Annotated in this window: 21 protein-coding genes; 13 read left to right on the forward strand and 8 right to left on the reverse strand. The window is 68.1% G+C overall.

The genetic code is table 11. The features are described 5' to 3' along the window. Positions 1–183: 183 nt before the first annotated feature. Both BM060_RS01630 and bfrB read left to right on the forward strand, forming a co-directional pair. Positions 184–399, forward strand: coding sequence for a bacterioferritin-associated ferredoxin (locus tag BM060_RS01630; RefSeq protein WP_009618406.1), 216 nt, complete (start codon positions 184–186; stop codon positions 397–399). 207 nt (positions 400–606) lie between these two features. Continuing rightward, on the forward strand, positions 607–1,083 hold the full coding sequence (gene bfrB / locus BM060_RS01635; protein ID WP_009618404.1) for a bacterioferritin BfrB: 477 nt from the start codon (positions 607–609) through the stop codon (positions 1,081–1,083). Between the two features lie 40 nt (positions 1,084–1,123). Here bfrB and BM060_RS01640 read toward each other — a convergent pair whose 3' ends face one another. The 4 genes from BM060_RS01640 to BM060_RS01655 form a co-directional block, all read right to left on the reverse strand. After that, positions 1,124–2,284: an MFS transporter gene (locus BM060_RS01640; RefSeq protein ID WP_083426704.1), complete on the reverse strand. Its 1,161-nt coding sequence runs from the start codon at positions 2,282–2,284 to the stop codon at positions 1,124–1,126. A 79-nt stretch (positions 2,285–2,363) separates the two neighbouring features. Continuing rightward, entirely contained in the window at positions 2,364–2,690 is a 327-nt protein-coding gene (gene grxD, locus BM060_RS01645; RefSeq protein ID WP_058070522.1) for a Grx4 family monothiol glutaredoxin, read from the reverse strand. A gap of 103 nt (positions 2,691–2,793) precedes the next feature. Further along, on the reverse strand, positions 2,794–4,887 hold the full coding sequence (locus BM060_RS01650) for a molybdopterin oxidoreductase family protein (protein WP_074976707.1): 2,094 nt from the start codon (positions 4,885–4,887) through the stop codon (positions 2,794–2,796). Between the two features lie 197 nt (positions 4,888–5,084). Further along, positions 5,085–5,519, reverse strand: coding sequence for a hypothetical protein (locus tag BM060_RS01655; RefSeq protein ID WP_009618388.1), 435 nt, complete (start codon positions 5,517–5,519; stop codon positions 5,085–5,087). Between the two features lie 326 nt (positions 5,520–5,845). Here BM060_RS01655 and argF point away from each other — a divergent pair, with 326 nt between their 5' ends. Both argF and BM060_RS01665 read left to right on the forward strand, forming a co-directional pair. After that, positions 5,846–6,763: an ornithine carbamoyltransferase gene (gene argF / locus BM060_RS01660; protein WP_009618386.1), complete on the forward strand. Its 918-nt coding sequence runs from the start codon at positions 5,846–5,848 to the stop codon at positions 6,761–6,763. Positions 6,764–6,889: 126 nt separating this feature from the next. Beyond that, positions 6,890–7,963: an ABC transporter ATP-binding protein gene (locus tag BM060_RS01665; RefSeq protein WP_074976711.1), complete on the forward strand. Its 1,074-nt coding sequence runs from the start codon at positions 6,890–6,892 to the stop codon at positions 7,961–7,963. Positions 7,964–8,511: 548 nt separating this feature from the next. Here BM060_RS01665 and BM060_RS01670 read toward each other — a convergent pair. Continuing rightward, positions 8,512–11,394 carry an HD domain-containing phosphohydrolase gene (locus BM060_RS01670; protein WP_074976713.1) on the reverse strand — a complete coding sequence of 961 codons (2,883 nt, stop codon included), beginning with the start codon at positions 11,392–11,394 and terminating at the stop codon, positions 8,512–8,514. After that, entirely contained in the window at positions 11,391–12,242 is an 852-nt protein-coding gene (locus BM060_RS01675; protein ID WP_074976716.1) for a substrate-binding periplasmic protein, read from the reverse strand. Before BM060_RS01675 ends, BM060_RS01670 begins: the two co-directional genes overlap by 4 nt. A gap of 490 nt (positions 12,243–12,732) precedes the next feature. On the opposite strand from BM060_RS01675, the gene BM060_RS01680 reads away from it, so the two are divergent. Continuing rightward, complete coding sequence (locus tag BM060_RS01680; protein WP_074976717.1) at positions 12,733–13,635, forward strand: alpha/beta fold hydrolase; 903 nt, start codon at positions 12,733–12,735, stop codon at positions 13,633–13,635. Positions 13,636–13,863: 228 nt separating this feature from the next. Then, positions 13,864–15,240, forward strand: a complete 1,377-nt coding sequence (ppnN, locus tag BM060_RS01685; RefSeq protein WP_074976719.1) for a nucleotide 5'-monophosphate nucleosidase PpnN — start codon at positions 13,864–13,866, stop codon at positions 15,238–15,240. A gap of 369 nt (positions 15,241–15,609) precedes the next feature. On the opposite strand, the gene BM060_RS01690 is transcribed toward ppnN, so the two are convergent. After that, on the reverse strand, positions 15,610–16,038 hold the full coding sequence (locus BM060_RS01690; RefSeq protein WP_074976723.1) for a MarR family winged helix-turn-helix transcriptional regulator: 429 nt from the start codon (positions 16,036–16,038) through the stop codon (positions 15,610–15,612). Positions 16,039–16,115: 77 nt separating this feature from the next. Between BM060_RS01690 and BM060_RS01695 the strand changes: the two genes are divergently transcribed. The 4 genes from BM060_RS01695 to BM060_RS01710 all read left to right on the forward strand — a co-directional run bounded on the left by BM060_RS01695 (position 16,116) and on the right by BM060_RS01710 (position 21,058). Then, positions 16,116–16,865, forward strand: a complete 750-nt coding sequence (locus BM060_RS01695; RefSeq protein ID WP_074976725.1) for a siderophore-interacting protein — start codon at positions 16,116–16,118, stop codon at positions 16,863–16,865. A 217-nt stretch (positions 16,866–17,082) separates the two neighbouring features. Next, positions 17,083–18,438 carry an MFS transporter gene (locus BM060_RS01700; protein WP_074976726.1) on the forward strand — a complete coding sequence of 452 codons (1,356 nt, stop codon included), beginning with the start codon at positions 17,083–17,085 and terminating at the stop codon, positions 18,436–18,438. Between the two features lie 21 nt (positions 18,439–18,459). Then, a complete protein-coding gene (locus BM060_RS01705) occupies positions 18,460–19,722 on the forward strand; it encodes a gallate dioxygenase (RefSeq protein WP_074976728.1) in 1,263 nt (420 codons plus the stop codon). 88 nt (positions 19,723–19,810) lie between these two features. Further along, positions 19,811–21,058, forward strand: a complete 1,248-nt coding sequence (locus BM060_RS01710) for an OprD family porin (RefSeq protein ID WP_074976730.1) — start codon at positions 19,811–19,813, stop codon at positions 21,056–21,058. A gap of 530 nt (positions 21,059–21,588) precedes the next feature. Here the strand turns inward: BM060_RS01710 and BM060_RS01715 are convergent. Next, on the reverse strand, positions 21,589–22,794 hold the full coding sequence (locus BM060_RS01715) for a LysR family transcriptional regulator (RefSeq protein ID WP_074976732.1): 1,206 nt from the start codon (positions 22,792–22,794) through the stop codon (positions 21,589–21,591). Positions 22,795–22,950: 156 nt separating this feature from the next. Here BM060_RS01715 and galB point away from each other — a divergent pair, with 156 nt between their 5' ends. Genes galB through BM060_RS01730 form a run of 3 tightly spaced genes read left to right on the forward strand, consistent with a single transcriptional unit; the run spans position 22,951 to position 25,480 of the window. Continuing rightward, positions 22,951–23,685 (forward strand): 4-oxalmesaconate hydratase, encoded by a 735-nt coding sequence (gene galB / locus BM060_RS01720; protein ID WP_074976735.1) that lies wholly within the window; start codon positions 22,951–22,953, stop codon positions 23,683–23,685. Then, entirely contained in the window at positions 23,682–24,398 is a 717-nt protein-coding gene (locus BM060_RS01725; protein ID WP_074976737.1) for a 4-carboxy-4-hydroxy-2-oxoadipate aldolase/oxaloacetate decarboxylase, read from the forward strand. The genes galB and BM060_RS01725 overlap by 4 nt, the downstream gene beginning before the upstream one ends. 2 nt (positions 24,399–24,400) lie before the next feature. Further along, on the forward strand, positions 24,401–25,480 hold the full coding sequence (locus tag BM060_RS01730) for a 4-oxalomesaconate tautomerase (RefSeq protein ID WP_074976739.1): 1,080 nt from the start codon (positions 24,401–24,403) through the stop codon (positions 25,478–25,480). The last annotated feature ends 148 nt before the right edge of the window (positions 25,481–25,628 follow it).

The following is a 25,628-nucleotide window of genomic DNA, read 5'->3' on the forward strand; positions in this document are numbered from 1 at the left end:
CGCTCAACGCCATCCTACGAAAAACCGTGCTTCCTGGAACCGGAGCGGACTCCGTCCGCGATTGGGCCCTTCCCCCCGAAAGACCGTTCGTCGACACGCCAAAAAGTCTCCCCTCAACTTTTGACAATCATTCTCATTAACATTAGTATCGACGCCAACAACCCCACACCAGTAGTGCCATCCATGTACGTCTGCCTCTGCCAAGGTGTTACCGATACCCAGATCCGCGACGCGATCTATGAAGGATGCTGCAGTTACCGCGAAGTGCGTGAAAGCACCGGCGTCGGCACTCAGTGCGGCAAGTGCGCCTGCCTCGCCAAGCAGGTGGTGCGCGAGACCCTCGGCGACCTGCAGGGCGCGCAAACGATGAACTACTCGCTGGCCTATGCCGCCAGTTGAGCGATGCCGATTCGGCATACGCCAGAAGAACCGGGCCCAGGCCCGGTTTTTTTATGCCCGTAATTCAAGGATTTAGCGTCTAACTGCGGAATGAAAACATTCGTATTCATATTCCTTTTTATAACTAAATCAATAGCTTACGTTTGACATCCGGTTATAAGAGGGCGAAAATTCCAGTCCTACCCACTCCACACGGCAGGACTCGGCATGAAAGGCGACAAGAAAGTCATCCAGCATCTGAACAAGGTCCTCGGTAACGAGCTGATCGCCATCAACCAATACTTCCTGCACTCGCGCATGTGGAACGACTGGGGCCTGAAGCGCCTCGGCGCCCACGAGTACCACGAGTCGATCGACGAGATGAAGCATGCGGACAAGCTCATCGAACGCATCCTCTTCCTCGAGGGCCTGCCCAACCTGCAGGACCTGGGCAAGCTGCTGGTCGGCGAGAACACCCAGGAAATGCTGCAGTGCGACCTGAACCTGGAACTCAAGGCCGCGAAGGACCTGCGCGACGCCATCGTGCATTGCGAAAGCGTGCATGACTACGTCAGCCGCGACCTGCTCAAGAACATCCTCGAGTCCGAGGAAGAGCACATCGACTACCTGGAGACCCAGCTCGGCCTGATCCAGAAGGTCGGCCTGGAGAACTACCTGCAGTCGCACATGCACGAAGACGACTGACGGTTGCGGGCGCCGCCTCGCGCGGCGCCCCCGTTCTTCCCTACCCCGCCTGCTGCGGGCGGCGCACCAGGTGCGCCCAGAACAGCAGCCCCGCGCACAGCCCCACCACCACCAGCAATGCCAGGCGCAGGCCGATGTGCTCGGCCAGGATGCCGATCAGCGGCGGCCCCAGCAGCAACCCGCCATAACCGAACGACGCCACCGCCGCGACCCCGCTCGATGCCTCCACGCCCGGCCGGTTGCCGGCCGCGCCGATGAGGATCGGCACCACCACCGACAGGCCCAGGCCGACCAGGGCGAAGCCCGCCACCGACAGCTCGACGCGGCCGCCGAACAGCGCCAGCAGCATGCCGGCGATGGCCAGCAGGCTGAGCCCGCGCACCAGGGCGACGTCGGCGACGTGCAGGCGCAGGCGGTCGCCGAACAGCCGGCCGATCACCATGGTCGCCGAGAAAGCGGCGAAGCCCAGCGCTGCCATCCGCTCCGAAGCGCCCAGCACGCTGTGCAGCAGCAGCGCGCTCCAATCCGCCACCGCGCCTTCGGAGACGAAGGCGCAGAGCGTCAGCAGCCCCAGGCCGACCAGCGCCGCCGGCGGCAGCCGGAGCCCCCGCCGGCGCGGTTGCGCGTCGGCCTGAGGTTCGCTGCGCCCTTCCAGCAGGCGCCGACCGAACAGCGGCAGGGCCAGCAGCGCCAGCACGGCGAGCAGGCTGAAATGCCGGAACGGCGTGAGGTCTGCCAGCAAGGCCGCGCCCAGCGCGCCGATCAGGCCGCCGAGGCTGTACATGCCGTGCAGGCTGGACAGGCAGGGCCGGCCCAGCAGGCGCTCCACCTCCACCGCCTGGGTGTTCATCGCCACGTCCAGGGTGGCGAAGGTCAGCCCTACCAGCAGCAGCGCGAGAGCCAGCGCCCACCAGCTCTGGCACAGCCCCAGCAGCGGGAACACCAGCAGCAGCGCCGCGGCGCTGGCCAGGGTCACCCGCCGGCTACCGAGGCGCCGCACCAACGTGCCGGCGAAGGAGAACGCCAGCAATGCGCCGAGTCCGGCGCCCAGCAGCGCCTGGCCCAGGCCCTGTTCGTCGACGCCGGTGAGGCTCTTCAGCGCCGGGATGCGCCCCATGACGCTGCCATGCACCAGCCCGCCGGCGCCGAAGCAGAAGGCGCAGGCCCAACGGGCCGCGCGGGCCCTCTTGCGGTCGTCCATCGGTTCGAATCCTTTCTCCGCACAAATGAAAAACCCCGCGCTGGCGCGGGGTTCTTCGCTACGACGGCTATGCCGTCGATCAGGCTTCGGCGTTGCCGACGGCCTGCTTGATCAGCGGCTGCAGTTCGCCCTTTTCGAACATCTCGACGAGGATGTCGCTGCCCCCGACCAGTTCGCCCCCCACCCACAGCTGCGGGAAGGTCGGCCAGTTGGCGTACTTCGGCAGGTTGGCGCGGATTTCCGGGTTCTGCAGGATGTCGACGTAGGCGAATTTCTCGCCGCAGGCCATCAGTACCTGCGCGGCGCGGGCGGAGAAACCGCACTGCGGAGCGTTCGGCGAACCTTTCATGTACAGCAGGATGGGGTTGTTGGCGATCTGCTCTTTGATGGTATCGATGATGTCCATTGGCTAACCTCGGCTGAACTTCGCTACTGCCCGGCAATGCAGCCGGTACTTTGCCGACAGTGTACCGGAAAGCCGAGCACAGCGCTCGGCTTTGCCGCGCGCCTCAGGCCGCCTCCACCTCCACCGGCACGCCGTTGAGCGCGGCGTTGCCGGACAGCGCGTCGAGGTGGCGCTCGTCGGTCAGGTCGTTGGCGCTGGCGCCGCCCTGCCCGCTGGCGATGGCCAGTTGCACGCCGGGGCGCGCATGGCCCCAGCCGTGGGGCAGGCTGACCACGCCAGCCATCACCTCGTCGCTGGCCGCCACCTCGATCTCGACGCTGCCCACCCGCGAACGCACCCGCACCCGCTGGCCATCCACCAGGCCGCGGCTGGCCAGGTCCTGGGGGTGCATCAGCAACTGGTGGCGCGGCTTGCCCTTCACCAGGCGGTGGTAGTTGTGCATCCAGGAGTTGTTGCTGCGCACGTGACGGCGGCCGATCAGCAGCAACTGTCCCTCGGCCGGCGCCGGGGTGTCGGCGAAGCGCCCGAGGTCGGCGAGGAACAACGCCGGCGCGGCTTCCACCTGCCGGCTGGGGGTCTTCAGGCGCGCCGCCAGGTTCGGCCGCAGCGGGCCAAGATCCAGGCCATGGGGATGCTCGCGCAGGCGCGCCAGGCTGAGCTTGTGCTCGCTGGCATCGCCATAGGGACCGAAGCGCAGGCCCATGTCGATCATCTGTTCCGGCGCCACGGTCGGCTTCAGCTCGGTGCCCTGGCGCGCAGCATAGGCCTTGGCCAGGCCGACGAAGATCTCCCAGTCGTGCAGCGCGCCGGCGGGCCTGGGCAGCACCGCCTCGTTGAAGCGGGTGACGTTGCGCACTGCGAAGACATTGAAGGTGCTGTCGTAGTGCTCGTGCTCCAGCGGCGCGGTGGGCGGCAGGATGAGATCGGCGTAGCGCGTGGTCTCGTTGATGTAGAGGTCGATGGCGAGCATGAACTCCAGGCCGTCGAGGGCCTGCTCCAGGCGCCGCCCGTTGGGGGTGGAGAGCACCGGGTTGCCGGCCACGGTGACCAGCGCGCGGACCTGGCCCTCGCCCTCGGTGAGCATTTCCTCGGCCAGCGCTGCCACTGGCAGTTCACCGCCGTACTCCGGCAAGCCCGACACCCGGCTGCGCCAGCGGCCGAAGGCACCACCGGAAGTGCTCGCCACCAGGTCCACGGCCGGCGTGGTGCAGAGACTGCCGCCGACGCGGTCGAGGTTGCCGGTGACCAGGTTGATCAGTTGCACCAGCCATTGGCAGAGGGTGCCGAAGCGCTGGGTGGAAACGCCCATGCGCCCGTAGCACACCGCCTTGTCGGCGGCGGCGAAGTCCCGGGCCAGCTCGCGGATGCTCGCCGCCGGCACGCCGCAGCGCTGCGCCATGGCCTCGACGCCGAAGGGCGCCAGCGCCGTGCGCACCTCCTCCAGCCCGGCCACCGGCAGGTGGCTGGCGCGCCCCAGGTTCTCACTGAACAACACGTCGAGGATGCCCAGCAGCAGCGCCGCGTCCTGCCCCGGGCGGATGAACAGGTGCTGGTCGGCCAGCGCCGCGGTCTCGGTGCGCCGCGGGTCCACCACCACCAGGCGGCCGCCGCGGGCCTTCAGGGCCTTGAGGCGTTTCTCCACGTCCGGCACGGTCATGATGCTGCCGTTGGAAGCCAGCGGGTTGCCGCCGAGGATCAGCATGAAGTCGGTGTGGTCGATGTCCGGGATGGGGATCAGCAGGCCGTGGCCGAACATCTGCTGGCTGACCAGGTGGTGCGGCAGCTGGTCCACGGAGGTGGCCGAGTAGCGGTTGCGCGTCTTCAACTGGCCGAGGAAGTAGTTGCTGTGGGTCATCAGCCCGTAGTTGTGCACGCTGGGGTTGCCCTGGTACACGGCCACCGCGTCGTTGCCGTGGCGCTCGCGGATCTCGGCCAGGCGCGCGGCGACCAGCTCGAAGGCCTCATCCCAGGCGATCGGCTGCCACTCGCCGCCGACCCGCCGCATCGGCTGGCGCAGGCGGTCGGGGTCGTTCTGGATGTCTTGCAGGGCCACTGCCTTGGGGCAGATGTGGCCGCGGCTGAAACTGTCCTGCGCATCGCCCTTGATCGACAGGATGCGCTGCTCCTCGGTTTCGATGGTCAGGCCGCAGATGGCCTCGCACAGGTGGCACGCACGGTGGTGGAGGGTCTTGCTCATGGCTCGCCTCTTGTTGTTGCGCCGGCCTTCATGGGCCGGTCGTTACCAGAGCGAGCACTATGGAACGGCGCCGCGGCGAACGCCACAAGCCTAAGTGCAGTGAATCGGGGGGTATAGACGTGAATCGGGCCGGCACGGGGCCGGCCCTCCACCAGGGGACGACGGTCGGCAGAGGGGGGATGCCGACCGTGCTGGCATCAGCGGATGCCGGCGATGTTGCCTTTGTTGCCGGTGACCTTGACGTCGACCTTCTTGAACACGAAGTAGTCCTGTACCGACACTTCGTAGCGCGGCGCGACGATCAGGTCGGCGCCGGAGCTCTTCACGGCCTTGAAGGCCGCGGCGGACTTGACGCTGGACACCGGGTCGAAGGACAGCAGCGAGCCGCCGTCGGTGCCGCCGTAGGCCACGCCGTCAGCGAACTGGTTGTCGCCGCCGAACTTGAGGAAGCCGAACAGGATGTTCACCGAGGATTGGCCGGTGATCGGCTCGCCGACGCGGACGTCGGCCTTGAGGTCGGTGCTCACCACGCCATCCATGGGCGCCGACGGCTGGTTGACGTTGTAGCTGGTGCAACCGCTGGCGGTCACGATCACCGCTGCCAGGGCGGTGCTCATCCATAGTTTCTTCATTGAAAACTTCTCCTAATGGCTTGTGCCGCCGGACTCGGCGGCGGCGAAAAGCTATCAAGGGAGACGCGGGCGTTTATGTAGTCCCGCTCGCCAGACCCAATAGGACCTTTCCGTTCGTTTCCGAAATGTTCCGAAACCCGCCGCCACCGGGCCCGGCGGGGCTCTCCGCGGCAAACTTGCGTGGATGCGTAATTTCCTTATAGGATCGCGTCTTCCCCCTAAATTTCCGCTGCATGCGGTCAGGCCGCAGGTTCAGTCCGTTTTTTCTCGAAAAGCCGGCCAGACCCTCGGTCGCAACTCTGAGAATAAGCAGTAGGTACTGAATCATGAGCGCAAGGCACTTCCTCTCGATGCTGGATTACACGACCGACGAACTCCTCGGTCTGATCCGCCGCGGCAGCGAGCTGAAGGACCTGCGCGACCGAGGCGTGCTCTACGAGCCACTGAAGAACCGCGTGCTGGGCATGATCTTCGAGAAGGCCTCGACGCGTACGCGGATCTCCTTCGAAGCCGGCATGATCCAGCTCGGCGGCCAGGCGATCTTCCTCTCCCCGCGCGACACCCAGCTGGGCCGCGGCGAACCCATCGCCGACGCGGCGAAGGTGATGTCGCGCATGGTCGACGCGGTGATGATCCGCACCTTCGCCCACAGCACCCTCACCGAGTTCGCCGCCAACTCGCGGGTGCCGGTGATCAACGGCCTGTCCGACGACCTGCACCCCTGCCAGCTGCTGGCCGACATGCAGACCTTCCACGAGCACCGCGGCAGCATCGCCGGCAAGACGGTGGCCTGGATCGGCGACGGCAACAACATGTGCAACAGCTACATCGAGGCGGCCATCCGCTTCGACTTCCAGCTGCGCGTGGCCTGCCCCGAGGGCTACGAGCCCAGCGCCGCGCTGCAGGAACTGGCCGGCGAGCGCGTGCGCGTGGTCCGTGACCCGCGCGAAGCGGTGGCCGGCGCGCATCTGGTGAGCACCGACGTCTGGGCCTCCATGGGCCAGGAAGACGAAGCCCAGGCGCGCCTGCGCACCTTCCGCCCCTACCAGGTGAGCCGCGAGCTGCTCGACGGCGCCGCCGCGGACGTGCTGTTCATGCACTGCCTGCCGGCGCACCGTGGCGAGGAGATCAGCGAGGACCTGCTGGACGACCCGCGCTCGGTGGCCTGGGACCAGGCGGAGAACCGCCTGCACGCGCAGAAGGCGCTGCTCGAACTGCTGGTCGAACACGCCCACTACGCCTGACCTTCACCCAGCCGCACGGCCCCGGCCCGCCGTGCGGCACGGGGTCGCCGCGTTCGCGCCGGCGAGTAATTCTCATTCGCCACGTGTAAACTCTCTGCCTCCGCTTCTTTCTCCACGGCCCGATCCATGACCCGACCGCTGTTGCTCGAACTCAGAAACCTCTCCTGTGGCTATGGGCAGCAGCGCGTGGTGCAGGACGTCAGCCTGCACCTGAACGCCGGCGACATCGGCTGCCTGCTGGGCCCCTCCGGTTGCGGCAAGACCACCACCCTGCGCGCCATCGCCGGGTTCGAGCCGGTGCAGGAAGGCGAGATCCATCTGGCCGGCGAGGCCATCTCGCGCCCCGGCTTCACCCTGGCGCCGGAGAAGCGCCGCATCGGCATGGTGTTCCAGGACTACGCACTGTTCCCGCACCTGACGGTGGAGGACAACGTCGCCTTCGGCATCCGCAAGCACCCCGAACGCCGGCGCATCGTCACCGAGCTGCTGGAGCTGGTGAAGCTCGACAAGCTCGGCCGGCGCTACCCCCACGAGCTGTCCGGCGGCCAGCAGCAGCGCGTGGCCCTGGCCCGCGCGCTGGCCCCCGAGCCGCTGCTGCTGCTGCTCGACGAGCCCTTCTCCAACCTCGACGTGGAGCTGCGCCGCAAGCTCAGCCACGAGGTCCGCGAAATCCTCAAGGCGCGCGGCACCAGCGCCGTGCTGGTGACCCACGACCAGGAAGAGGCCTTCGCCGTCAGCGACCAGGTCGGCGTGTTCAAGCACGGCCACCTGGAGCAGTGGGACACCCCCTTCAACCTCTACCACGAGCCGCAGACGCCCTTCGTCGCCAGCTTCATCGGCCAGGGCTATTTCATCCGCGGGCAGATGCTCGACCCGGACAGCGTGCAGACCGAACTGGGCGTGCTGCGCGGCAACCGCGCCTACAGCCTGCCCCAGGGCAGCGCGGTGGACGTGCTGCTGCGCCCGGACGACCTGGTCTACGCCCCCCAGGGCACCCTGAAGGCGCGCATCGTCGGCAAGTCGTTCCTCGGCGCGGCAACCCTGTACCGCCTGCAACTGGCCACCGGCACCCTGCTGGAGTCGATCTTCCCCAGCCATGCCGACCACCAGCCGGGCGAGGAAGTGGGCATCGGCGTGGCCGCCGACCACCTGGTGCTGTTCCAGGCCGAGGGCAGCGTGGCGCTGGACTCGCCGCGCTGACGCCGCCCCGGAGGGAGAGGGGCTGTTCGTGCCACCGGGACGTCCGGCGTGGCCGGTGAATCCCATCGCGGACGGAGTCCGCTCCTACGGTTCCAGGAAGCACGGCTTTTCGTAGGATGGCGTTGAGCGAAGCGATACCCATCCTACGGGGCTTCCCTGGAACTGTAGGACTCCGTCCGCGATAGCCGGAGCCACCAGCGCGATTCGCGGATGAGATCCGCTCCTACGCTGCCCCATCCACGCCATTCCCCTGTAGGAGCGCGCCCTGCGCGCGAGTCGCGGGCAGGGCCCGCTCCTACAGGTTGCCGGGAAGCACGGTATGCCTCCCCCGTAGCGGACCTTGTCCGCGATAGCCGGACGATCCGGCGCGATTCGCGGATGAGATCCGCTCCTACGCTGCCCCACCCACGCCATTTCCATGTAGGACGCGATTTCGCGGGCAGGGCCTCCTACAGGTTGCCGGAAAGCACGGCATGCCTCCCCCGTAGGAGCGGACTCTGTCCGCGATTCGGCGGATAACGCCGTAGTGATCAGCATTACGCCGCGGCTCAGGCCTTCTCCGCCTGCCCCGCCTCGACGATGGCCAGCACCGCCGCTTCGTCCACCACATCCATCTGCTCCGGCCGCAGGAAGCGCTCGCCGTACTCGCGGTACACGCCGCTGGCCACGAACAACCGGAACAGCCCCGCGTCCACATGGCGGTCGCGGGCCATGCAGGCGAGGATCTTCAGCGACTCGGACAGCGTCTTCGGCGCCTTGTAGGGACGGTCGGCGGCGGTCAGCGCCTCGAAGATATCGGCGATAGCCATGATCCGCTCGGGAATGCTCATCGCCTCGCCCGACAGCCGCCGCGGGTAGCCGGTGCCGTCCATCTTCTCGTGGTGGTTGGCGGCGATGGTCGGCACCCGGCGCAGGTGCCGGGGCAACGGCAGCGCGCTGAGCATCATCAGCGTCTGGACGATGTGCTCGTTGATCTTGAAGCGCTCCTCGTCGGTCAGGGTGCCACGGCGGATGCCCAGGTTGTACAGCTCGCCGTAGTGGCTGGCGAAGGCCGGCAGGCGCATGTCGAAGCCCCAGGTGTTGCGCGGATCGTCCTTGGCCACCGGCGGCTTGCGTTCGCCCCAGGGCACCTGGTGCGCGGGCTTGTCGGCCAGCAGGCGTTCCTCCACCGGCAGCGGCTCGACCGGCGTCGCGGCCAGGCGCTCGGCCTCGTCGTGGGAGATGCCGATGCGGTCGTCGAAGTGCCGCCACCAGCGGCGCTCGCCGATGCGCGCCAGGCGCTCGATGTCCTCGTCCTTCATGAACTCGCCGCCGACGTTGGCCTGGGCGACGAAGGCGAAGTCCTCGCGCAGCGCCTGCTGCTCGGTATCGAGCCGCTCGCGCAGCAGGCTTTCCTCGCCGCCCTCGGCGCGGCCGCGCCAGTAGCGGATGTCGGCGTCGCGCCAGAGCACCTCGAAGCGCATGCGGACTTCGTGCAGGCGGTTGTACAGGGTCTCCAGCTTGGTGGCCTTGTCCACCACGTACTCGGGGCTGGTGATCTTGCCGCAGTCGTGCAGCCAGGCGGCGATCTGGAATTCGTAGCGCTCGGCGTCGCTCATGGCGAAGGCCGCGTAGGGCCCGTCGCGGTCGTCGATGGCCTTCTGCAGCAGCATGTCGGCCAATTGCGGCACCCGCTCGCAATGGCCGCCGGTGTAGGGGCTCTTGGCGTCGATGGCGTCGGCCAGCAGCTTGATGATGGCGTCCAGCAGGCGCTGCTGGGCCTCGATCAGTTGGCGCGTCTCGATGGCCACGGCGGCGGCGCCGGACAGCTCCTCGACGAAGCGCTTGAACGGCCGCCGCGGCGTGCGCCGGCGCTCGCCCTCCTCCTGCAGCTGCAGCACCAGAATGCCCAGCAGCTCCTCGCTGCGGTTGCGCAGCGGCACCTCCATGTGCCGGCCGCGGCCGCTCAGGGCCTGGTCCAGCAGGCTGGCCAGCTGTGCCTCGTCGAAGCCCTCGATGAGCAGTGACTGCGGGTAGTGCTCGCCGTTCTCCGCGCAGGCCTGCACCAGGCGGTTGTCCTGTTCCTGCAGCAGATACACCGCGCCGCCCTGTACGCCTGTGGCCACCACCAGGCGCGACAGCACCTCGGCGAGCATGCTGTCCAGGCGCGTCTCGCGGCTCAGGCTGAGGGTGATGCCCTGGAAGTTGTGGATGGTCCGCGACATGCCGCCGAGCACCCGGCTCAGCTCGCGCACCTCGCGGATCTTCGAGTCGACGCCCACCGGCCGGGCGAAGTCGAAGGCCGCCAGCGCCCCCACCTGGTCGGCCAGGGCCCGCAGCGGGCGGGCGATGCGCCGGCCGATCAGCCAGCCGAGCAGCAACAGGGCCAGCAGCAGCGCACCGCTCCAGGCGGCCTGGTGCAACAGCATCTGCCGTGCGCCGGCCAGCAGTTCGTCGGCTGGGATGCCGATCAGCACCCGCGCCTGGCCGCTGGCGAAGTTCACCAGCGGCACCCAGATGCCGTACCAGTCCTGCCCCGCCACCTGGTAGCGCTGCGGCGTGCCGGGCGGGCCGCCAAGGTCCACCAGGCGTTCCAGGCTGGGCACGCCGAGTTCGTCGAGGTGAGCCAGGCGCACCTCGCCGCCCTGGTGCAGCAGCAAACGCTCCAGGTCCGGGTAGGCGATCACCGTGTTCTGCGCGCCGAGCACCGCCAGCTCGGTGTTGGCGGTCTGGCGCAGGCCGCCCATCTCGGTGGCCAGGTCGTCCACCGAGGCGTCCATGCCGATCACCGCCGCGCCGTCGACGCTGCGCAGGGCCAGGGTCAGGCCGATCTCCTGGGTGGTGAAGAACACGTAGGGCTGCGTCAGCACCGTGCCCTTGCCGGCGTAGGCGTCCTTGTACCAGGGGCGCTGGCGCGGGTCGTAGCGGTAGTCGGGGCGTTCCTGGCGCTGCAGCAGTTGCAGGCGCGCGTCGTAGAAGCGCCACTCGCCGACCAGCGCGCCCTGCTCGCCGAGGGTCTGGCTCTGCACCAGGTAGAAGGTCTTCTCCGGGGCCTTGAGCGCCTGGCGCGCCTTGGCCGTGCGCAGGGCGCGGATCAGCAGGAACTCGCCGTTCGGGTAGCCGATATAGAGCGCGCTGAGGGTGCGGTTGGCGCGCAGGTTCTCGGCCAGCATCGGCAGGCGCTCCAGGCGCGCTGGCAGGTTGTCGGTCTGCGAGATGCCGTCGTAGCTGAGCAGGCGCAGGGTGTTCTGCGCCGGGTCGAGCAGCCTACGGATGCGCTCGTTGACCGTCACCCCGAGCTGCGCCGCGGATTCCCCCGCCGCCGTCACCAGCGCCCCTTCCACGCCCCGGTAGCCCTGCACCAGCAGGGACACGGCCAGCACCAGCATGCTCAGGATGATGGCGCCGGTCACCAGGACCTGCAGGGGGATGCCGCGCTTGTCTGCCCTCATGGTGCCTCGTCCTGTCCGCCTTGCCCGTCGGGGGTCGGCCGGTAGCCGTTGTCGAGAAGCGACGCTGCGACGTCCAGCGGCGCGTTGCGCAGGAAGATGCGGACCAGCGAGCCGTCCAGCCGCAGGTCCTCGAACAGGCGCTGCCACTGCGCGCTCTGCGCCGCGCTGAAATGCCCGCGGGCCAGCACCAGGCTGCGCGGCACGCCGGGCCCGCGGGCCACGTCGATGCCACGGAAGCGGTGGCGCAGCGCCGGCTCGTGGAGCAGCCCGGACAGGCTCAGTTCGTGGCCGATCAGCCCGTCCACCTCGCCGCCCAGCAGGGCGTTGAAGCAGGCCGTCTCGTCGACGTATTCGCGCACCCGCCCCTCGCTGCGCAGGATGCGCAGCATGGCGTCCAGGTAGGGGCCGTGGTTGTAGCCGGCGACCGCGCCCAGGCGCACGCCCGGCAGCGCGTGGAAGTCGTCCAGGCTGTGCAGGTCGGCGGACAGGTCCAGCGGCACGATCAGCCGTTCGCGCAGGCGCAGGTAGGGCACGAAGTAGGCGTAGCGGCGCTGCTCGACGGTGGCCACGGCGCTGGTGGCCATGTCCAGTTCGCCGCGCTGCAAGGCCGTCCAGATCTGCGCCCGCGGCCGCACCGAGACCTCGAAGGCGCAGCCGGTGCGGCGCGCCAGTTCCGCCACCAGGTCGGCGTCCAGGCCCTTGCCGTCGTGGTAGAACACCTGGTTGCGGTAGAACGCCAGGCGCACCGGTTGCGCGCAGCCGTAGAGGTCATCCGCGGCCGCGGGCGGACCCGCGCAGGCCAGCACGGCGAAAACCAGCCCGGTTCGCAAAACAGGGTGCACGACCATGAATCCGACCCATCCGTTGTGTCGGCCAGGGAGGAGCGCAACGACCTCTTCCGCGGCAGGAGAGTTAGTTAGAAAGAGCTGTAGGAAAGTGTAATAGGACGCTGGCCTTTTGCCGGAAAAACGCAGTTCGTCGGATTCCACCCCGGCGGCGGCGGGAAAACGCCCGGCACAGGCTTGCGGCGGGCGAACCGTCCTGCTTAACTCTGCCCCATGCGTGACTCATCGGTCACGCATCACGTCCAAGAAGATTTTTTCCGCTCGGCACTTCCCGGCCCAGCCTTTCCTACCTGCCTCGAAAGCCCCGTGCACGGCCCTCCCGAAGAGGTTCGGCGCTTCGCTTTTGCACTTATAAGTTTTTGAAAATAAAAGAAATATGAACTTTCGCCGAGTGACATGAAGCTGTCACCTCGAGGCGTTTTCCTTCTGCCTGGTAGTTCTCTCGTACCCAATCGTGGGTGCATCCATTCGAGCTGCGTATGGAGGAAGCGACATGAGGCCGGAAACCGCCGTCGTCGAAATTCTGCAACACCGGGTCTACACGGAGTTCCACGCCAACAGGGAAGCACGCCAGACCATCATCCTGGTCAACGGCTCGCTGGCTACTACCGCCTCCTTTGCGCAAACGGTGAAATACCTGCAACCGCACTTCAACGTGGTCTGCTACGACCAGCCCTATGCCGGCGGGTCCAAGGCGCACAACGACTGCCGCGAATTCATCAGCAAGGAGTACGAGGCGCAGCTGCTGCTCGGGCTGATCGAGCACTACCGCGCCGACGTGGTGATGTCCTTCTCCTGGGGCGGGGTGGCCACCCTGCTGGCCCTGGCGCAGCGACCCAGCCGCATCCGCAAGGCGGTGATCAGCTCCTTCTCGCCGCTGCTCAACGCCTCGATGCTCGACTACCTGCACCGCGGCCTGGACTACCTGGGCGCCTGCGACCGGCCGAACGTCGCCAGCCTGGTCAACGAGACCATCGGCCGCTACCTGCCGCAGTTGTTCAAGCGCTACAACTTCCGCCACGTCGCCGGCCTGGACGAGCACGAGTACCGGCAGATGCATTTCCACATCTGCCAGGTGCTCAAGCTCAGCGCCGAGAGCTACATGGAGAAGTTCGCCGCCATCGACATCCCGCTGCTGTTCCTCAACGGCGAGCTGGACCTCTACACCACGCCGGCCGAGGCCAAGCTGTTCCAGCAGCTGATCCGCGATTGCGAGTTCCGCACCATCCGCAATGCCGGGCACTTCATCGATGTCGAGCACAAGCAGGGCTGGCACGACACCCGCGATGCCCTGCTCGGCTTCCTGAAGCCACAGCGCCAGCCGATCAGCCTGTCCCTGGGCAACGGCTACCTGCCCAACCAGCAGGGCATTCCGGTGGCCGCCCTGGCCGGCTGAACGCCCCGCCCCGTCGTCCGGCTCCCGCCTTCCCGGCGGGTGGCCGAGGCCTTCCCGCAGCCGTGATGGCAATCCGCAGGGCTCGCGGCCTCGCTCCCCACGCACTACTATCCGCTTAAGCCCCACCCTCACCGGGCCGCCCTTGCGGCCATCCCGGGGCAGGACACCGCCACCGCGCGGTCGAGTACCCAGGTGCCCTCCCGGGCATCCGCACCAATGGAAGCTGTAATGTCCCCCAGACCCACCATCAATGCCTCGGTCAGCCCCAAGGGCACCCTCGAAACCCTGTCCCAGCGCGAAGTCCAGCAACTCAGCGAAGCCGGCTCGGGCAGCGTCTACCAACTGTTCCGCCAGTGCGCCCTGGCCATCCTCAACACCGGCGCGCGCATCGACAACGCCAAGACCATCCTCGACGCCTACCGCGACTTCGAGGTGCGCATCCACCAGCAGGACCGCGGCGTGCGCCTGGAACTGGTCAACGCGCCGGCCGACGCCTTCGTCGACGGCGAGATGATCGCCGGCACCCGCGAGATGCTCTTCAGCGCCCTGCGCGACATCGTCTACACCGCCAACGAGCTGGACAACCAGCGCGTCGACCTGCACACCTCCCAGGGCATCACCGACTACGTCTTCCACCTGCTGCGCAACGCGCGCACCCTGCGCCCGGGCGTGGAGCCGAAGATAGTCGTGTGCTGGGGCGGCCACTCCATCAGCACCGAGGAATACAAGTACACCAAGAAGGTCGGCCACGAACTGGGCCTGCGCAACCTGGACGTCTGCACCGGCTGCGGCCCGGGCGTGATGAAGGGGCCGATGAAGGGCGCCACCATCGGCCACGCCAAGCAGCGCCACCACGGCGGCCGCTACCTGGGCCTGACGGAACCGGGGATCATCGCCGCCGAGGCGCCCAACCCGATCGTCAACGAACTGGTGATCCTGCCGGACATCGAGAAGCGCCTGGAGGCCTTCGTCCGCGTCGGCCACGGCATCATCATCTTCCCCGGCGGCGTGGGCACGGCGGAGGAATTCCTCTACCTGCTGGGCATCCTCATGCACCCGGACAACCAGGACCTGCCCTTCCCCCTGGTGCTCACCGGGCCGCGCAGCGCCTCGGCCTACTTCGAGCAACTGCACGCCTTCGTCGGCGCCACCCTGGGCGAGGCGGCGCAGCGGCGCTACCAGATCATCATCGACAACCCCGCCGAAGTGGCGCGGCACATGGCCCAGGGCCTGAAGGAGGTCAAGCAGTTCCGCCGCGAGCGCAACGACGCTTTCCACTTCAACTGGCTGCTGAAGATCGACGTCGGCTTCCAGCGCCCCTTCGACCCCACCCACGAACACATGGCCGCCCTGCAGCTGAGCACCGACCTGCCGGCCCACGAACTGGCCGCCAACCTGCGCCGGGCGTTCTCCGGGATAGTCGCGGGCAACGTCAAGGAAAAGGGCGTGCGCGCCATCGAGGAATTCGGCCCCTACGAAATCCACGGCGAACCCGCGCTGATGCGACGCCTGGATGAACTGCTGCATGCGTTCGTCAAGCAGCACCGGATGAAGCTGCCGGGTGGGGCGGCGTATGAGCCGTGCTATCGGGTGGTGGAGGGCTGAGTTACGCCGCGCGCCCTGCGCGCGAATCGCGGGCAGGGCCCGCTCCTACGGGAGCCGCTATTGCGCTCGGGTATTGGCCAGCTTTTCGTAAGAGCGAGCTTGCTCGCGAACGAGGTAACCGGCGGCTCCGCTGCCATGCCAACCTCCGCGCCCTCTCCCTAACCCTCTCCCTGAAGGGAGAGGGGACCGTTGGGCAGATACGGATGTTCTGGAGTTAGCCGGCAATACCGAAGGTTTCCAACTGAAACCATTCCTCCTCTCGGCACGGACAAGCCCCCTCTCCCTTCAGGGCGGGGCGCGCAGCCGAGGGCTGGGGAGAGGGAGCGCCCCCCACCAAAACCACCGGCGAGCCCCCACAAAAAACACCCCTCACTCCCCCTGCAAATTCGCCTCCACCCGCGCCAACAACCCCTGCAACTGCTCCCGCTCCTGCGCACTGAACCCCCGCACCGCCACCTCCGACAAATGCCGGCCCTGCCCTTCCACCTCGGCGTAAACCGCCTGACCCGCAGCGCTCAAGCTCAGGCACACGCTGCGCTTGTCCAGCACATCGGCGCTGCCCTCCAGCAAACCACGGTTGCGCAGACCCTGGATCAGCCGGGCGATCTGCGCCTTGTCGCGGCCGCTGTGTTCCACCAGTTGGCGCTGGGTGGCGCCCGGGCGGCGGGCGAAGAAGGCCAGCACCTTGAATTCCATGTGCGTCAGGTCGTGGGGGCCGTCGCGCAGTTCGCGGTATTGCCGCGAACGGTACAGGTGCATGACGGCATGGATGGTTTCGAGAACGTCGTCGGCTTTCATGGCTATACGGTTGACTTTATCAACTAATGATTCTTATGATCGTTGATATTATCAACCATAGCCCAAGAGGGCCACCCATGACCCAAGCCACCCAACAACGCCGCGTGCAACGCGTCCGCCACGAACTGCGCATGCGCGAAGTGAAGGTCGCCCGCCGCGAACAGCTCAGCCCGCACTTCGTCAGCCTCACCTTCGTCAGCCTCACCTTCGCCGGCGAGGCCCTGGCCGATTTCGTTTCCGCCGGCTTCGACGACCACGTCAAGTTCATGTTCGAGGACGACGACGGCAGCATCGTGCGCCGCGACTACACCCCGCGCCGCTTCGACGCCTCGGCCCGCGAGCTGACCGTCGAGTTCGCCCTGCACGGCCACGGCAAGGCCTGCCAGTGGGCCGAGCACGCCCAGGTCGGCGACAACGCGGTGATCGGCGGCCCGCGCGGCTCGATGATCGTTCCGCTGGACTTCGACTGGCACCTGTTCGTCGCCGACGCCACCGGCCTGCCCGCCGTGCACCGGCGCCTGGAGGAGATGCCGGCCGGCACCCGCGCCATCGTCCTGCTGCAGGTCGAGGCGGCCGATCGTCGCCAGTTCGCCAGCGCCGCCGACCTTCAATTGCACTGGTTCGATGACGGCGAAACCCTGCTGGCCGCCGTCGAGGCCCTGCACCTGCCTGCCGGCGAAGGCTTCGCCTGGGGCGCCGGCGAGGCCGCGGCCATGGTCCGCGTACGCAACCTGCTGCTGGAGAAGGGCCAGCCGAAGGAAGCCATGCGCGTCGCCGCCTACTGGCGTCAGGGCCAGGCCGACTACCACGAGGAACTCAGCCAGTGAAACCCGCCCGCCAGGCGTCGCCGGCCCCGGCAACGCCTGCGCAAGCGCCTCATAAACAAAACCGATACCCGCTTAAGGATTTCCCAGAGGCAGGCCCCGCCCCTTGAGCCTTACAGTCGCCCCACGCCGAAAAACGGCGAGGTGATTCCTGCCGGTCATCATCGTTTTCGAAGCCTGTTGGAATTTTCACCACTACAAGAACAAAAGGTGAACGCGAATGCTCAAGCAAAACCCCGGTGGCATGGAGACCGTCGATGTCAAAGACTGGATCGACAGCCGCCCGATCTCGGCCTACCAGTGGCTGATCCTGTCCCTGTGCTTCCTCATCGTCCTGTTCGACGGCTTCGACGTCGCCGTGATGGGCTTCATCGCCCCGTCGCTGATGCAGGAGTGGGGGCTGTCCCGCGCCGCCTTCGGCCCGGTGATGAGCGCCGGGATGATCGGCCTGGCCATCGGCGCGCTGACCGCCGGCCCCTACGCCGACCGCCTCGGCCGCAAGAAGGTGCTGCTGATCGCGGTGACCGGCTTCAGCCTGCTCAGCCTGGCCTGCGCCTTCGCCCGCAGCCCCTACGAACTGGCCTTCCTGCGCCTGCTCACCGGCGTCGCCCTGGGCGCAGCCATGCCCAACAGCACCACGCTGCTGGCCGAATACCTGCCCGAGCGCAGCCGCTCGCTGCTGATCACCATCATGTTCACCGGCTTCAACATGGGCTCGGGCCTGGGCGGCTTCCTCGCCGCCTGGCTGATCCCGCACCACGGCTGGCAGGCGGTGCTGCTCGCCGGCGGCCTGCTGCCGCTGGCCCTGCTGCCCTTGCTGCTGTGGCTGCTGCCGGAATCCGCCCGCTTCATGGCCGCGCACAAGGCCCCGGCCGAGCAGATCGCCGCGGCCCTGGCCAGGCTCGGCGGGCGCTTCGCCGCAGGCACCCGCTTCACCGTCAGCGAGCCGCCGGTGCGGCACAAGACGCCGGTGCGCCAGCTGTTCGACGGGCGCTTCCGCCTGGGCACCCTGGCGCTGTGGGCCACCTACTTCATGGGCCTGCTGGTGATCTACCTGACCATGGGCTGGCTGCCCACCCTGCTGCGCGACGGCGGCCTGTCCATCGAACGCGCCGCCACCATCACCGGGCTGTTCCAGATCGGCGGCACCGTCGGCGCCATCGTGGTCGGCTGGATCATGGACCGGCGCAACCCCAACCGCGTCATCGCCATCGCCTACGCCCTGGGCGGCCTGTGCATCGTCAGCCTCGGCGCGCTGAGCCTGGAATCCAGCCTGCTGGTGGTCGGCGTGACCGCCGCCGGCTTCTGCATGAGCGGCGCGCAGACCGGCCTCAACGCCTTCGCCCCGGGCTACTACCCCACCGAGTTCCGCGCCACCGGGGTAAGCTGGATGCTCGGCATCGGCCGCTTCGGCGCCATCTTCGGCTCGCTCATCGGCGGCGCGGTGCTCAGCCTCGGTCTGGGCCTGCCGCTGCTGTTCACCTTCCTCGGCCTGCCGGCGTTCGTCGCGGCCCTGGCGATCCTGGCCAACGGCCACGCCCGGCGCCGCGCGAGCCAGGCGCTGGCCGCGCAGTAACCTGAACCAGAGGACCCCGTCATGGCACGCATCATTGGTGGCCTAGCCGTCTCCCACACCCCGACCATCGGCTTCGCCGTCGACCACGACAAGCAGGAGGAAGCGGCCTGGGCGCCGATCTTCAAGAGCTTCGAACCGATCCGCGCCTGGCTCCAGGAACAGCGCCCGGACGTGCTCTTCTACATCTTCAACGACCACGTCACCTCGTTCTTCTTCGACCACTACAGCGCCTTCACCCTCGGCGTCGACGACCGCTACGGCGTCGCCGACGAGGGCGGCAACCCGCGCGAGCTGCCGCCGGTGGGCGGCCACGCGGCGCTGTCGCGGCACATCGGGCAGAGCCTGATGGCCGACGAGTTCGACATGAGCTTCTTCCGCGACAAGCCGCTGGACCACGGCTTCTTCTCGCCGATGTCGGCGCTGCTGCCCTGCGCAGACGGCTGGCCGCTGCAGATCGTGCCGCTGCAGGTCGGCGTGCTGCAGCTGCCGATCCCCAGCGCGCGGCGCTGCTACAAGCTCGGCCAGGCCCTGCGCCGCGCCATCGAGAGCTACCCGGAAGACCTCAAGGTCGCCATCGTCGCCACCGGCGGCGTGTCGCACCAGGTCCACGGCGAGCGCTGCGGCTTCAACAACCCGGAATGGGACGCGCAGTTCATCGAGCTGCTGGTCAACGACCCCGAGCGCCTGACCGAAATGACCGTCGCCGAATACGCCACCCTCGGCGGCATGGAAGGCGCCGAAGTGATCACCTGGCTGATCATGCGCGGCGCGCTGTCCGCCAGCGTCGACAAGCTGCACCAGGACTACTACCTGCCGTCCATGACCGGCATCGCCACCCTGCTGCTGCAGAACCGCGACCAGCGCCTGCCGGCCCCGGCCATCGAGCGCCACCGCCAGCACATGCAGCACCAGTTGGCCGGCGCCGAGAGGCTCGAAGGCACCTACCCCTACACCCTGGAGCGCAGCGCCAAGGGCTACCGGCTGAACAAGTTCCTGCACCGCATGATCGAGCCGCAGTGGCGCCAGCGCTTCCTCGCCGAGCCCGAGGCGCTGTACGCCGAGGCCGAACTCAGCGAGGAAGAGCGCGACCTGTTGCGCCGCCGCGACTGGCGCGGGCTGATCCACTACGGGGTGATCTTCTTCGTGCTGGAGAAACTCGGCGCGGTGCTCGGCGTCTCCAACCTGGACATCTACGCCGCCATGCGCGGCCAGAGCCTGGAAGACTTCATGAAGACGCGCAACCAGCAGGTGCGCTACTCGGTGGCCGGCAAGGCCCCGCGCTAACCCCGCTCCCCCCAGCTTCACCGCCCACCAGCGACGCCCCGCGCCGCTGGCCGGCGACGCTTTGCCCAAGAAACGGAGAACAACAACAATGATCCGCCCGACCAAGCACCGTCTCGTCTGCACCCTGGCCCTGGCCTCGGCCCTGCCGCTGGAGGCCCTGGCCGAAGGCTTCCTCGACGACGCCAAGTCCAGCCTGACCCTGCGCAACTTCTACATGAACCGCGACTACACCGGCGATGCCGCCCAGGGCAAGGCCGAGGAATGGACGCAGAGCTTCATCCTCGACTTCAAGTCCGGCTTCACCCAGGGCACCGTGGGCTTCGGCCTGGACGTGCTCGGCCTGTACAGCGTCAAGCTCGACGGTGGCCGCGGCACCGCCGGCACCCAGCTGCTGCCGGTGCACGACGATGGCCGCCCGGCCGACGACTTCGGCCGCCTGGCAGTGGCCGGCAAGGCGCGGGTATCGAAGACCGAGCTGAAGGTCGGCGAATGGGCGCCGGCGCTGCCGATCCTGCGTTCCGACGACGGCCGCTCGCTGACGCAGACCTTCCAGGGCGCGCAGCTCACCTCCAAGGAAATCGCCGGTCTGACCCTCTACGGCGGCGAGTTCCGCCAGAACAGCCCGCGCAACGACGCCAGCATGGAGGACATGAGCCTGTTCAACCGCACGGCCTACACCTCCGACCGCTTCGACTTCGTCGGCGGTGAATACCGCTTCAACCACGAGCGCACCCTGGTCGGCCTGTGGAACGCCGAGCTGAAGGACATCTACCAGCAGCAGTACCTGCAGGTGCAGCACTTCCAGCCCGTGGGCGACTGGGTGCTGGGCGCCAACCTGGGTTACTTCTGGGGTCAGGAAGACGGCAGCGCCAAGGCCGGCGACCTGGACAACCGCACCGCCTCGGGGATGTTCTCGGCGAAGGTCGGCGGCAACACCTTCTACGTCGGCCTGCAGAAGGTCATGGGCGACGACGAGTGGTTCCGCGTCAACGGCGCCAGCGGCGGCACCCTGGCCAACGACGCCTTCGGCTCCAGCTTCGAAAGCGCCAAGGAACACTCCTGGCAGCTGCGCCACGACTACGACTTCGCGGCCCTGGGCGTGCCCGGCCTGACCCTGATGAACCGCTACATCCACGGCGACAACGTACACAACGCCAGCACCGACGACGGCACCGAATGGGCCCGCGAGAGCGAGCTGGCCTACACCGTGCAGTCCGGGCCGTTGAAAACGCTGAACGTCAAATGGCGCAACTCCAACATGCGCCGCGACTGGGGACGGACCAACAGCTTCGACGAGAACCGGTTGATCGTGAGTTATCCGTTGAACCTGTTGTAGACCCCACGCCGAGGCGCTTTCGTAGGATGGGTTGAGCTTGCGAAACCCATCCTACGATTGTCAGGCGCCCCCTGTAGGAGCGGACTTTGTCCGCGATCGCGGATGGAATCCGCTCCTACGCTGCCCCACCCACACCATTCCAATGTAGGAGCGCGCCCTGCGCGCGAAATCGCGGGCAGGGCCCGCTCCTACAGGTTTCCGCGAGGCATGGCATTCTCCCCCCGTAGGAGCGGACCTTGTCCGCGATAGCCGGAACCTCCGGCGCAATTCGCGGATGAGATCCGCTCCTACGCTACGCCACCCACACCATTCCCATGTAGGAGCGCGCCCTGCGCGCGAATCGCGGGCAGGGCCCGCTCCTACAGGTTTCCGCGAGGCATGGCATTCTCCCCCGTAGGAGCGGACCTTGTCCGCGATAGCCGGAACCTCCGGCGTGATTCGCGGATGAGATCCGCTCCTACGCTGCCTCACCCGCACCATTCCCATGTAGGAGCGGGCCCTGCCCGCGATTTCGCGCGCAGGGCGCGCTCCTACAGGGTGTGGGGCCCTGTCCCCTGGATCACCTCGCGGATGCTCTGCATCAACGCCGCCGACACCGGCGAATGCAGGCAGCCGCTGCGGCAGGTCAGGCCGATGGCGCGGGTGGTCTGTTGCAGCTGCACCGGCAGGCGGCACAGCTCGCCGGAGGCGATCTCGTGTTCCAGCTGGTGTGCCGACACCGCCGCGAGCATGTCCGAGCGCAGCAGCAGGCCGCGGATGGTCGCCAGGTCGCCGCTCTCCACCACCGGCCAGGGCGCGGCCATGCCCGAGGCGGCGAAGCAGGCGTCGAGCAGGCCCCGCGCCGGGGAGCCCGCGCGCGGCAATACCCAGCGCGCCCGCTGCAGTTCCGCTAGCTCGCGGGGGCCTTCCAGCAACGGGTGGCCACGGCGCGCCAGCAGCACCATCTCCTCGGTGAGCAGCGCCTCGCCGGCCAGGTCGCTGGCGTAGTCCGCCGAGCGCAGGGCGCCGAAGACGAAGTCCAGGTCGCCGGCGCGCAGCTCGGTGGCCAGCAGGTCGAACGGACTTTCGTTGGTGATCACCCGCACGCCGGGATGCTCGGCGGTGAGGCGGACGATGGCCTCGGGCAGGATGCGCGTGCGCCCCAGCGGCAGCGCGCCGACGTGCACCACGCCCTGCAGGCTGCCGCGCATGGCGCTGAGGTCGGTCTCGATGTGGCGCAGCTCGTTGAGCGCGCGGCGGATCGGAAAGAGGATCTCGTGGCTCGCCCGCGTCGGCTGCAGGCCGCGCGGGGTGCGCTCGAACAGTGGCCGGCCGCAGCCGCCCTCCAGCACCTTGAGCGCCGAACTGACCGCCGGCTGGCTGAGGCCGAAGTGGCTGGCCACGGTCTGCATGTGGCGCGTCTCGCAGAGCTTGACGAAGACCTCCAGGCGCCGCCCCTGGAACAGGTACAGCGGCTCTACCGGCGCCGCGCCCAGCACCCTGGGCACGCTCTCCAGCTCGGCCAGCACGCGGCGCGCGCGGGGCAGCACGCAGTCGCCGTAGTCGGTCAGGCGCATGCCGTTGGCGTGGCGCTCGAACAGCGGCGCGTCGAGCCGCGCCTCCAGCTCGGAGATGGCGCGGGTGACCACCGACTGCGCGCGGAACAGCGCCTCCGAGGCCCGCGACACGCTGCCCAGGTCCGCCACGCGGACGAAGGCGCGGACCTGCATCAGGTTCGGCAGCTCAAAGTCGCTCATATCCCCTCCCGGCGCGCAGCCCTACTCCGACGGGACTATGCCCAGCCCTCCCGACAAGCGCAATAAGCAGAACGCATACCTCCAACAACTGAACGCATTAGTCCGCCGTGGCCCTCGGTGACATCCTCGACACATTCCCAACCGGAGCCCACCCACATGAACGCAGCACAAAAATCCGCCCTGGTGGTCAGCGCCCATTCCGCCGATTTCGTCTGGCGCGCCGGTGGCGCCATCGCCCTGCACGCCGAGCAGGGCTACGCCGTGCACATCGTCTGCCTGTCCTTCGGCGAGCGCGGCGAATCCGCCAAGCTGTGGCGCAAGGGCGAGATGACCGAAGAGAAGGTCAAGGCCGCGCGCCGCGAGGAAGCCCTGGCCGCCGCCGAAATCCTCGGCGCCAGCGTCGAGTTCTTCGACATCGGCGACTACCCGATGCGCGCCGACCAGGACACCCTGTTCCGCCTGGCCGACGTGTTCCGCCGCGTGCAGCCGGAATTCGTCCTCAGCCACTCGCTGAAGGACCCGTACAACTACGACCACCCGCTGGCCATGAACCTCGCCCAGGAGGCGCGTATCATCGCCCAGGCCGAAGGCTACAAGCCGGGCGAGAAGATCGTCGGCGCGCCGCCCGTATACGCCTTCGAACCGCACCAGCCGGAGCAGTGCGAATGGCGCCCGGACACCTTCCTCGACATCACCGGCGTGTGGGACAGGAAGTACGCCGCCATCCAGTGCATGGCCGGCCAGGAACACCTGTGGGAGTACTACACCCGCGTCGCCCTGCAGCGCGGCGTGCAGGCCAAGCGCAACGTCGGCATCACCAGCGCGCGCAACATCGTCTACGCCGAAGGCTTCCAGAGCATCTTCCCGCGCGTGACGGAGAACCTGGCATGAGCGCGCTGATCGGCAAGACCGGCATCGTGGTGCGCAACATCCCCCGCGCAGCGCCGGAAGTGATCGACGAACTCGGCCGCCTCGGCGTGGCCACCGTGCACGAGGCCCAGGGCCGCAAGGGCCTGCTGAACACCGGCATCCGCCCGATCCAGCAGGGCGTGGCGGTGGCCGGCAGCGCGGTGACCGTGCTGGTGGCGCCGGGCGACAACTGGATGTTCCACGTCGCCGTCGAACAGTGCCGCCCCGGCGACCTGCTGGTGGTGGCGCCCAGCTCGCCGTGCAGCGACGGCTATTTCGGCGACCTGCTGGCCACCTCGCTCAAGGCCCGCGGCGTGCGCGGCCTGGTCATCGACGCCGGCATCCGCGACAGCCACACCCTGCGCGAAATGGGCTTTGCGGTCTGGTCCAGGGCCATCAACGCCCAGGGCACGGTGAAGGAAGTGCTCGGCTCGGTGAACCTGCCGCTGCTGTGCGCCGGGCAACTGGTGAACGCCGGCGACATCATCGTCGCCGACGACGACGGCGTGGTCGTGGTGCGCCACGGCGAAGCGGCCCAGGTGCTGGAAGCCGCACGCAAGCGCGCCGATTTGGAAGAACAGAAGCGCCTGCGCCTGGCCGCCGGCGAACTCGGCCTGGACATCTACGAGATGCGCCCGCGCCTGGCCGCCAAGGGCCTGCGCTACGTGGACAGCCTCGACGAACTGGGAGGCTGAACATGAGCCAGACCCGCATCCCCTGCCTGCTCATGCGCGGCGGCACCTCCAAGGGCGCCTACTTCCTCGGCACCGACCTGCCCGCCGACGCCGGGTTGCGCGAGCGCGTGCTGCTGGCGGTGATGGGCTCGCCGGACAAGCGCCAGATCGACGGCCTCGGCGGCGCCGACCCGCTGACCAGCAAGGTCGCCATCGTCCAGGCCTCGCGCCGCGAGGACGCCGACGTCGACTACCTGTTCGCCCAGGTGCTGGTGGACGAGGCGCGGGTGGACTACGGGCAGAACTGCGGCAACATCCTCGCCGGCGTCGGCCCCTTCGCCATCGAGCGCGGCCTGGTGCCGGTGCGCGGCGCCAGCACGGCGGTGCGCATCTTCATGGAGAACACCGGGCAGATCGCCGTGGCGCACGTCCCCACGCCCGACGGCGAGGTGGAATACGCCGGCGAAACCCGCATCGACGGCGTGCCCGGCAGCGCCGCGCCGCTGGTGGTGGAATTCGCCGACGTGGCCGGCTCCAGCTGCGGCACCCTGCTGCCCACCGGCAACGCCCGCGACACTTTCGACGGCATCGAGGTCACCTGCATCGACAACGGCATGCCGGTGGTGCTGCTGCGCGCCGAGGACCTGGGCCGCAGCGGCTGCGAGAGCCGCGAGGAACTGGACGCCGACGCCGAGCTGAAGGCGCGCCTGGAATCCATCCGCCTGCAGGCCGGCCCGCGCATGAACCTGGGCGACGTCGGCCAGCGCAACGTGCCGAAGATGTGCCTGGTCTCGGCGCCGCGCCAGGGCGGGGCGATCAACACCCGCTCGTTCATCCCGCACCGCTGCCATGCCTCCATCGGCGTGTTCGGCGCGGTGAGCGTGGCCAGTGCCTGCCTGGTGCAAGGCTCGGTAGCGCAGGACGTCGCTCGCGCTGGCAAAGGCGAGGTGCGGCGCCTGGCGGTGGAACATCCCAGCGGCGAATTCAGCGTGGAAATCCGCCTGAACGACGGGCGCATCGCCGGCTGCGGCCTGGTGCGCAGCGCGCGCCTGCTGTTCGACGGCCAGGTGTGCATTCCCCGCGCGGTGTGGGCCGGCCACTGACCCGGGCGAACCGCGCGGCGCTCTGCCGCGCGGCTTTGACACAAATCATCGCAGTTGTAAAAAAACGGTAAATGCGAGTGATTCCAACTCGCTTCTGTCGTATCTATGGGCGTTTCCCAACCGCCCGCCATCTTCGGCGCCTCAGGAA

It is taken from the genome of Pseudomonas citronellolis, from assembly GCF_900112375.1.
Lineage (GTDB): Bacteria > Pseudomonadota > Gammaproteobacteria > Pseudomonadales > Pseudomonadaceae > Pseudomonas > Pseudomonas citronellolis.